The sequence below is a fragment of the Phaeodactylibacter luteus genome (assembly GCF_007993045.1).
Classification (GTDB): Bacteria; Bacteroidota; Bacteroidia; order Chitinophagales; family Saprospiraceae; genus Phaeodactylibacter; species Phaeodactylibacter luteus.
The window spans coordinates 1-9,325 of the sequence record NZ_VOOR01000087.1; the positions used below are offsets into that span (position 1 = coordinate 1).

Consider the following 9,325-nt stretch of genomic DNA (forward strand, 5'->3'; position numbering starts at 1 on the left):
ATTTCGCTCAGTCAGAATCTAACGAATCCTAATCTTTAAAAAAAAGGTGTCGCGTCTGTTGTCTATTCGAAGATGCACTTTCGTGCTTACCTTCTAACAAATCAGTGTCAATGAACTTTCGCGCCGCTAAGGGCGCTTTATCTTTAATGCCGGCCTGTGCCAGCCTTAAATTCGGTCTCCAAGAAGCGCTCCCGCGCCCCGCTTCCTTTAAAAGCGGATTGCAAAGATACTGCGTTCTGGTTTTCTGTACAAAGCTTTTTGGCTTTATTTTTTCTCTTTTTTTGCTGCCTGAGCAGCCGTCCGAAAGGTCAAAAACCGCCTTGCTTTCAAAGCGAGTGCAAAAGTAATAAGCTTTTTTGAAAGCGCCAAACTTTTGCTGAAAAAATTTTAAAACCGCTTTTCGCGCTCTTCCCTTCGGAAGCGGCTGCAAAGATAATTCGTTATCTCCATCTGTGCAAGCCTTTTTTCAAAATTTTTATCTCCGCTTTTTCAATCCAGTGGGCTTCTCTTCCGAAGCGGCTGCAAATATAGGGCAGCCTTTTTTCCTGTGCAAGCCCTCGCCCGTTTTTTCTGTACAGTGCAAAACTAGCCCCGCCTTTTGTTCCGCTCCGGGGCGCCCCTGAAGGCCACTGCGCACGCTGCGCGCCCCCCTGAGCCCTTTTTGTGCCGCAAAGCCGGCACAACGCAGACTATAATTTTTGAAGGCCCGGGAGACTGCTTGATCCTTATATATATGGTGCGCCATCACAGGGATGACAGCGATGCGGAGCCCCGAAGGCCCGAAGGGCTGAGCGAACAGCGAAGGGCGCAGCGTAGCGGCCCGACGGCAGGAGGGGGAACACAGACACCCCCCTACGCTCAAGCCTCTGCCAGATACTGGTGTACAAACTTGACCGCCATAGCCCCCTCCCCTACTGCTGAGGCTACGCGGTTCATGGCACCTGAACGGACATCGCCTGCGGCAAAGATGCCCGGCTCGCAGGTTTCTAAGAGGTAAGGCTCTCTGCCCCTTTTCCAGGTTTTAGCGAACCGCTCGTCTTTCATCAGATCGCTACCGGTTTTGACATACCCTTTTTCATTGCGCAAGATCTTGTCCCCTAACCAATCGGTAAAAGGCTTGGCGCCGATGAAGATGAACAGGGCATCTGCAGGCACCTCGTACCGGTCATGGGTGTCGAGGTTTTCCAGCAGGAGGTATTCGAGGTGCTCCTTCCCTCCTGCTTGCTGTACTTGTGTACGCCCGTGTACTTCTATATTGGGGATGCCCGCTATCTGGCCGATGAGGTAGGAAGACATCGTTGCCTCCAAGCCGGGCTTGCGCACCAGGATATTGACTTTTTCGGCGAACTGGGACAAGTAAACTGCGCCCTGCCCTGCCGAATTGCCACCCCCAACGATATAGACCTGCTTGCCCCGGCAGGCGTGGGCTTCGGTCATAGCTGCGCCATAGTAAACGCCTGCGCCGGTCAGGGATTCGGCCCCATCGGCAGGCAGCCGGCGGTAATCAACGCCTGTGGTAATGATAACGGACTTGGCGTTGAGCGGGGCGCCCTCTGCAAATTGGATTTGCTTGTACCCTTGTTGGGTATGTATTGCGGTGACTTCTTTTGGGGAGAGGAATTCTATGCCAAAGCGAGTAGCTTGTGTGATGGCACGGCGGGCAAGCTCCGAGCCGCTGAGCCCTTTGGGGAAGCCGAGGTAATTTTCAATACGGGAGCTAGTGCCCGCCTGCCCGCCGGGTGCCCGTTTCTCGACGAGTACCGTCTTTAGCCCTTCTGAGCCTCCGTACACTGCTGCTGCGAGGCCTGCTGGGCCTGCGCCTATGATGGCCAGGTCATAAAGCTCTGCTTTGGCGACGGGCTGAAGGCCGATGCGGGCTGCGAGCTGTTGGACAGATGGCGCAGCCATAGCTGTGCCGTCTTCAAAAAACACCGCGGGCAGATCGTTGGGGGCGCTCATGTGGTGCAGGGCAAGCAGTTCCTCAGCAGGGCCTTTATGATCGATATCTAGCCATTGGTAGGGCAGCAGGTTGCCAGAAAGGAAGTCTTTGATACGATGGGAAAAGGGGGAGTAGGCATACCCTACTACGCGGATACCACGGAAAGCAGGCCGAAAAGCCGCCTGCCAGTCATCGAGCAGGTCGTCGAGCACAGGGTAAAGCCGCTCTGCCGGGGGGGCCCAAGGCTTGAGGAAGTAGTAGTCAAGCTGTACCTCATTGATGGCCTTGATGGCCGCCCCGGTATCTGAATAAGCAGTGAGCAGGACACGGCGCGCCTGTGGGAAGTAAGCTCTAGCCCGTTCCAGGAAGTCGACGCCAGGCATTTCAGGCATACGCTGATCCGAGATAAGGAGGGCGACTTCCTCGCCTTGCTTCTTGAACGATTCCAGTGCCTCCAGTGCCTGAGCGGCGCTGTCGGTACTCACAATCCGATAATGGTCTTTGTAGGCTGAGCGCAGGTCGCGCTTGAGGGCACGGAGCACTTGCGGGTCGTCGTCTACAGAAAAGATGATAGGTTTACCTGTTGTTGCCATAGCTGTTGGTTATAGGTTGTGCTGAGGGAAGCAGAGCTGAAAGATGGTCTGCCCTGGCCGGGAGGACAGCTGAATGCTGCCGCGGTGCCGCTCTACAATCTTTCGGGCCATATCCAGCCCCATGCCAGTGCCCTCTCCCATAGGTTTAGTCGTAAAAAAAGGCTCAAAAATGCGGGTTTGTATATCCTCCGGCACACCGGGCCCGTTGTCTTCAAACTCGACCCTTACAAACTCGCGGTCGGGGAAGGTCCGTACCGTGATCGCACCAGCGACAGGCAAAGCGTCGATGGCATTGACCAGCAGGTTGGTCCAAACTTGGTTGAGCTCGCCTGCGAACCCTTGCAAAGGCGGGAGCCCTGGGTAGTAATCTTCGTGCACCGTGAGCTGTTTTTGGCGGATACGGTGCCGGAGCATGGTGAGGGTGCTGCGGATCCCCTCGTGCACATCCACCGCTTCGAGTGCTACCCCTCTGTCCATGTGAGAATAAGACTTGACCGATTTCACCAGCTCGCTGATGCGGTTGGACGCTTCTTGGATTTCGCTCACCAGCCTTTCGAGGCTCAGGGTGCTTTCCAGCCAATGCAGCACAGCAGGCAAGGCTTTGACCCCGGTGATAGACTGTAGGCGGCTCAGCTCATCCGCTGCAATGCCAAAGTCGGCGAAGGTATCAGCAATATCTTCTGCTTCATCAACGCCTTGCTCCTCCAGCCAATCGAGCAGGCCATCAGCCAGATTTTCACGCTGCAGGATGCTTAGCTGCAGCCCGGGGGCTGCTTTTAGCTTGGCGTACAGCAGATCGTTGACCTGATCCGTCTGCTCGGGGGTAATGCCCATGGCCATGATGGCTTTGAACTTATCAGGGGTATGGTGCACCTTTTGGTAGAGCGCTTGAGCATTGCGCACCATAGCCGCGGCGGGGTTGTTGAGCTCATGGGCCAGGCCTGCAGAAAGCTTGCCGAGGGCCATGAGCTTTTCGTTTTGGAAACGCTGGGAGGTAAAGTCGCGCACCCGGTCGCTCATACGGGCGACCAAGGCTTGGGTAAGCTCGTAGCTTTGGTTGACCATTTCAGTAAAATACTGCCGGTGGAGCTCTAGCACATAGGTATCTTCCAAGGCGGTGCCCCAAGCTTGGGCAGCGGTCATCCTGGAAAAAGGTAGCACCCCGGTGATGTAGCCAGTTTCGAAAACACCTAGCTCCATGACCTGCCCATGCTGTTCGGCACGGATGGCGTACCGCCCTTCCACTATGATTTGCATATGGTCTACCGCCAAGCCTGGCTTAAAAAGGGCCTCCCCTTTCGGGTAACAGGTGAAGCTGGACTGATGGATCAGCCACTGTAGGGCGGCCGGGGGGATAGCTGCGAATGTACTGAAAGCCTGCAGGCGTTGAAGCAGGTCAGGGGGCTTAGGGGTAACTAGCATTGGGCTTGCAATGGATTTGATTAGGAGATGGGAGCTGGGGCGCGCAAGCAGGCAAGGCTGTGGAGCGCTAGCCCAATTGGGACGGCCTTATTGAATCCAACCCGGCCAGATAGGAAAAAGTTGCTGTAGCCCCCTGCGCAGGCAAGCCTAGCCCTGAAAACCGCACAGCCCCGCAACATACATGCTGCGGGGCTGTGCGGGGCCGATTGCCGAAGGTATCTGCTACTGTCTGAGCAAACGTACAGACTGCTGGTAGGCGCCATCGCTGATGCGGAGCAGGTAAGCGCCCGAGGGCTGGCCGTCAAGCGGGAGGTACAGCTGAGCTGGTGCAGCACCCCATGACTGCTGCCAAAGGAGCTGCCCTGTAGCATGGTACAATTCGAGCTTGAGGCTGCGGCCTGCCCAACTGTGCAGCTCGACCTGCACAGGGCCAGCAGCAGGGTTGGGGAAAGCCATGGCAGCCTTGCCAGGGAGTTGGCTGCCAGCCTGAGAAATGATATCTACGGTTTGGCAGGCGACATCACTGCCCAGGGCATTGGTTACCGTCAGGCAAGCCACGTAGGCCCCTACTTCGGCATACGTATGTCCGGGGTTCTGTGCAGTGCTGCCATCGGTGCCATCGCCAAAGTCCCAAAGCCAGGATACCGGCCCGTTTTGAGAGTTGTCGGTAAACTGCACCGTGCCGCCTCCGGCCTGCTCGAAAGAGAAAGCCGCTACTGGGGCTGAAGCCCCTTCCCCATTGACTGCAGTGAGGAAAGTAGCAGAGGTAGGGTTGCCTTCCGTATCAAAATCAATGCTGCAAACGGAGCCCACCCCATCGGCTGCCCACCATTCGTAAGTAACGGTGGTATCCGTGATCACATCTACAAGGATAAAAAAGCCAAACACTTTGGCATAGATGGAATCGTTGGTGATCACTTCGCTGCGCTGCCGCAATGCCTCGAAGGTGCCGGCCGGCACGGTGACTTCGCCGAAAGCATCGATCTCTGCCGTTACGCTGCCCTGCTCGATGATGCGGATAGAATCTGCCCCGAAATCTGAGCCATCGATTTCGAGCTGAAAGCCGAAGGTACTGCTGAAGGAGCTGCCATAAGTAGCCGGCACCGGCAAAAGCTGCTGCCCGGGATTGAAGGCTACCGTAAACACCTCACCTGTGGGGCCAGGGGCAGAGCCGCCGGCTGCGAGCAGGGCGTCTTCCGTGAGCGTAGCATAAGCATACAGCCCGTTGCTCGCCTCAAAGGCAAAGGTCGCATTGGGGAAGAGCCCCCCGGCAGGTGTAGCTGCGGGGTCTACTACGGTATTATCGAAAGTTTCCCCTGCGCTAAGACCAAGGAAAGACCAGGTTTGGGCTTCGGCAGCAGCCTGCCCGATGCCCGGCTCAAAAGGCAGGGTATCGACCCCAAAGGAGAGCACCGTGCCAAAAGCCGGGATGTCATCAGGGCCTAATGTGATCTGCGATTGGCCCAAGCAGGGGAGCAGCATGGGCAGGAGGGTATAAAGCCATATTCTTTTCATAGCAACAGATGTGGTTTTGAGTGATTGGGGCAAATGTAGGAGATTTTTGAGTTGGCTGCACCAGGGCGGTCAAAGTTTAGTGGTACAATAGAGCAGGTTGCCGCCAACCACCTGAACCGACAGCCGCACAAACCGGGTTATCGTTTTTTTGGCCTGCCCCCTCCCCAAGGATAGGGGCCTGCCCCTGCCCAACGGCAGGTGCCGCTATGCTCCAGGGCTCGCTGTCCGCTCGGCCCCTCGCCCTTCAGGCGTCGGGTCTGGCCTTCGGCCACCCCTCCACAGCGCTAGGCCGGTGCCAAGGGGTGGCACTCCCCCCCACCGGGCAGCCGCACTGCCCTACCAGCAGGCTGTTTTTTTCTGTTGGCAAGTAGGCAGCATTGTGGCCTTTTTGTATATTGTAGTATTGTCTGGGTTACAGCGCGGCGCACCGGGCGCTGCAAGCAGGTAGGCTCAGCCTAGTGCCTCAAGCCATAAATCCTTGACACCCCAAGTTTCGTTCTTTTCCGCCTACTCTTCGTTAAAGAACCGCTCCTTTAGCTCGGGCTAAAGTCGCGAACCTTCGCCTTGATTAGTCGGCAAATAACTTCAACTTAAGTATCAGAGATTTATGACTTAAGGCACTGGGCAAAGTGGGAAAAAGAACGACAAATTGGGGGGAAAGTGCGTGTATTAGCGAGTTGGCAACAATTTAAGAATAAAGAAGACAAAGAAAATCAGAAAAAGAAAGCAGAAAGGCTAAAATGAAAGGCAAATCTCGAACCGATTAAGGTTATTTTTTCTGAAAGAGTAGTGTTTTCAAGAATTCTTAAAAATGCCAACGGGAGAGTCACATCGATATAAAATAGGTCTTTGCGACAATGCAAGTGTAGGCCATCTCCCTAAAAGATGTGAGCACGCTAACTAAAAAAGATTCAATCATGAAAAGCTTATTCAAAATCACTTTTACAGTACTTGTACTGGGCATGTTTTTCTATTCATGCGAAAAAAATGATTTGTCCTTACAGGAACAATTGCCTAACACAAACTCAAATGAAGAAGAAGTCTTAAATGCTCCTTTTTTTCAAAATGAAAAGACATTTGACCTATTAAAGCCTATCTCTAAAAAATGGTATGAAAAACATGGAAAGATTCGACTCAGGACCGACCCAGAGGAAGTTGAAAAAACAAAATATTTTGTCCAACAACTAAATAGCTGGTCAGAGGGAAGATATACTGATGAAATTGTTGAAAAATGGGGGTATCCCTTTTGGGATGGACATATAATTTACCATGATTCCGAAGATGGAGACTTTATAGTGTCTGTGCCTGTTTTTAAGAATAACTCAACAGAAATCAATGCGATTCTATTATATTCCGAAACAGAAAACCAAGGGGCCGCTTCTTTTGCCTTGATAAGCAGAGAAAAAATGATTTCTATTGCATCAGACCCAGAAAACCCAAGCTTTCACTTCTTCACTCAATTATTCAAGGATTATGACATTGATTTATTTGATAAAGAAAATGAAGACTATGATTCTTGGAGTGCTTTAAATATAACTGAAATTGATTGTTATACGACTTTATCATGCTTAAGTGATGGTGTCAATGATTATTGCTATGCTGTTTGTTCAAGCGGATGTACAAATGACCTAATAAGTTCGGGTGTTGCCGATACTCCTTTGGAGCTGAGTTGGTTGAGAGGGAATTGCAGTTGGGCCAATGCTATTGATAATTTTCTGGAGGATAACGGAACAACAACAGTTTACATGGAAGCAGCGCAATCATTTTTAGATATTGGCATGGCCGAGGGGTTAAATTTCGTGGAATTCAAAAACTTAGTATCTGCAATAGAGGATTTTTTAGAAGATGCTGACAACCAATCCAATATCGAAAACCTATTTGAGTATTTTCAGACAAATGGCCTCAACCCTTTTTTACTCAATGGTTTTGACATTGACTATGAAGCTATTCTTCCAGATGTGAATCTTGCTCCTGGCAATTGGGTCAACTTTAACGGGCCTGATTATTTTGGCTTGACAAATGTTATTCGGAATGAACTTATTTCATTGTATCCCAACCAGGAGGATGATATCAATAATTTCTGGGCTTGTCGAGTACTGGGTTATGCTCACGAAAATGCTGTTCTTAATTCCTTGGGAGAGCCGTTAGGCCAGATAAACCTTCCGGGGTTGAATAGAATACCTGACGGATACACAACCCAACCACTTTATGACATCTTCATCTATGACCAACCAGTGATTATTGAAATTAAAGGTGTTTTTAGTGGAAGTTCATTTGATTATTCAGCTCAAACTGGACAATTTACCGATTATCGGAACTGGATTCAGAATAATGCACACAAATCGTCTACTACGGTTCAGCATGGGCTCTATATGATACTACCAGCTAACGTTTCCTTAGCGTCAAATATAGCAAGTAGTTGTAGTAGCCAAAACATACCGCTTTACTATTCTGGTGTTGAACATAGAATGGACGAGCCACATCAATTTCGTGTAAAACGCCCTGAGTTACTAAATTTGTTAAACTTAGATTACAGCGACCACATGTTTGCATTTTTAGGACCATTATTTTTTAAGTGGGCACTTGAGGAGAATATGGAAAGAAATTTCGATTATGATGAAGTGACTATAGATTTCGCTGCCGAGGCAGAAACATTTGAAGAACAGTATTTGATTGGGAATGAGATTCCTTCTTGCCCCGATGACGAATGAAGTAATTGAATATTTATTTGATGGATACCAATGAGGTGTCCATCAAATTCAATTATCGTTTGGAACAAAAAATATTAGTTTAACTCAATAGTAAATCGCATGGTGAAGAAAATAGTTACAAAATATGGGATAACCTACGAACAAGAAAAAATCCCCTTGAATAAGGGGTATGAACTAATTGAAAGATTCAAAGGAAAGCAACTTAAGGAATATACTTTTCACCCTTGCGGAAGAGAGCCCCAGTTGATTCCGTATCTGCTGGCTGACGATAGAGTGGTGGTTATTTTTGAACCAGTTGAGGCTCATGTTTACAGTAGCATGAAAGGGTACATGACACGGCTAATCGGCAGATTTCAAGCTATTAAACACATTCCGATGCAGTATCCCATTCGCAAGATAGAATATCTTCCGAAATCGGATAAAATATATTATTTTCAATTGGGCAAGCCTGAAGGGGAAGTTATCAGAAATCTTTGTCCCAGAATAGATGAAATAAATAATTTTTATTCAACGCAAAGCGAGTTCTATAGAACAGACCAATTAGAAATTATGGAATACAATTCAGGTTATGAGCATTACAACTTATACCAATGTGAAACTGACTTTATTAAGATAATGCGAAAACGGGAAATAGCATCTACACTTAATAAGCCTAATCCAAGGGGGACGAAGCCTGAATTTGGCTATACAAATATAAATATGTGTGGACGCAACCCTTATGGCGAAAATTTTCCAGACTACGTAAATGAGTTAGCTGAGCGTTTGCCAAACCTATTGAAGGTAAGCAAGGTAAATGAAGAAATCTTCAATTACCAGCAGTTTAGCCTTTCAAGCATTGACCGATATTTATACAGAAATATCATAACGGATGATTTCTGTGACCAAATCTTTTTACCGTTATTAGCGTATATTGGAAAAATACATATCAATGCACATGACAGTAACTGGGTGATGAAATATGACAAATACTTTGAATCATGGTCACCTGATTTAGCGCACAAGGAAGATAAACCGCTACAAATATATAACCCTTTATTAAAAATTTTAGATTCGACCAAAACTGATTGGTATCCTTTATTGACGGTACTGGCAATCTGAACTCAAGATTTATTTGAGAAAAATAATGCAAAGAAAAAACTGTTGCC

Annotated in this window: 6 protein-coding genes; 2 read left to right on the plus strand and 4 right to left on the minus strand. The window is 49.4% G+C overall.

Translation table 11 applies throughout. The annotated features are described in order from the left end of the window. Positions 1 to 28: 28 nt before the first annotated feature. From FRY97_RS21010 to FRY97_RS21025, 4 genes are all read right to left on the minus strand, one after another. Positions 29 to 430, minus strand: coding sequence for a hypothetical protein (locus FRY97_RS21010; protein WP_147169592.1), 402 nt, complete (start codon positions 428 to 430; stop codon positions 29 to 31). Positions 431 to 858: 428 nt separating this feature from the next. Continuing rightward, positions 859 to 2,532, minus strand: coding sequence for an FAD-dependent oxidoreductase (locus tag FRY97_RS21015; RefSeq protein WP_147169593.1), 1,674 nt, complete (start codon positions 2,530 to 2,532; stop codon positions 859 to 861). A 9-nt stretch (positions 2,533 to 2,541) separates the two neighbouring features. After that, on the minus strand, positions 2,542 to 3,954 hold the full coding sequence (locus tag FRY97_RS21020; RefSeq protein WP_147169594.1) for a sensor histidine kinase: 1,413 nt from the start codon (positions 3,952 to 3,954) through the stop codon (positions 2,542 to 2,544). Positions 3,955 to 4,176: 222 nt separating this feature from the next. Continuing rightward, on the minus strand, positions 4,177 to 5,469 hold the full coding sequence (locus FRY97_RS21025; RefSeq protein ID WP_147169595.1) for a PKD domain-containing protein: 1,293 nt from the start codon (positions 5,467 to 5,469) through the stop codon (positions 4,177 to 4,179). A gap of 917 nt (positions 5,470 to 6,386) precedes the next feature. On the opposite strand from FRY97_RS21025, the gene FRY97_RS21030 reads away from it, so the two are divergent. Further along, positions 6,387 to 8,180, plus strand: a complete 1,794-nt coding sequence (locus FRY97_RS21030) for a hypothetical protein (RefSeq protein ID WP_147169596.1) — start codon at positions 6,387 to 6,389, stop codon at positions 8,178 to 8,180. 99 nt (positions 8,181 to 8,279) lie between these two features. After that, positions 8,280 to 9,278 carry a hypothetical protein gene (locus tag FRY97_RS21035; protein WP_147169597.1) on the plus strand — a complete coding sequence of 333 codons (999 nt, stop codon included), beginning with the start codon at positions 8,280 to 8,282 and terminating at the stop codon, positions 9,276 to 9,278. The last annotated feature ends 47 nt before the right edge of the window (positions 9,279 to 9,325 follow it).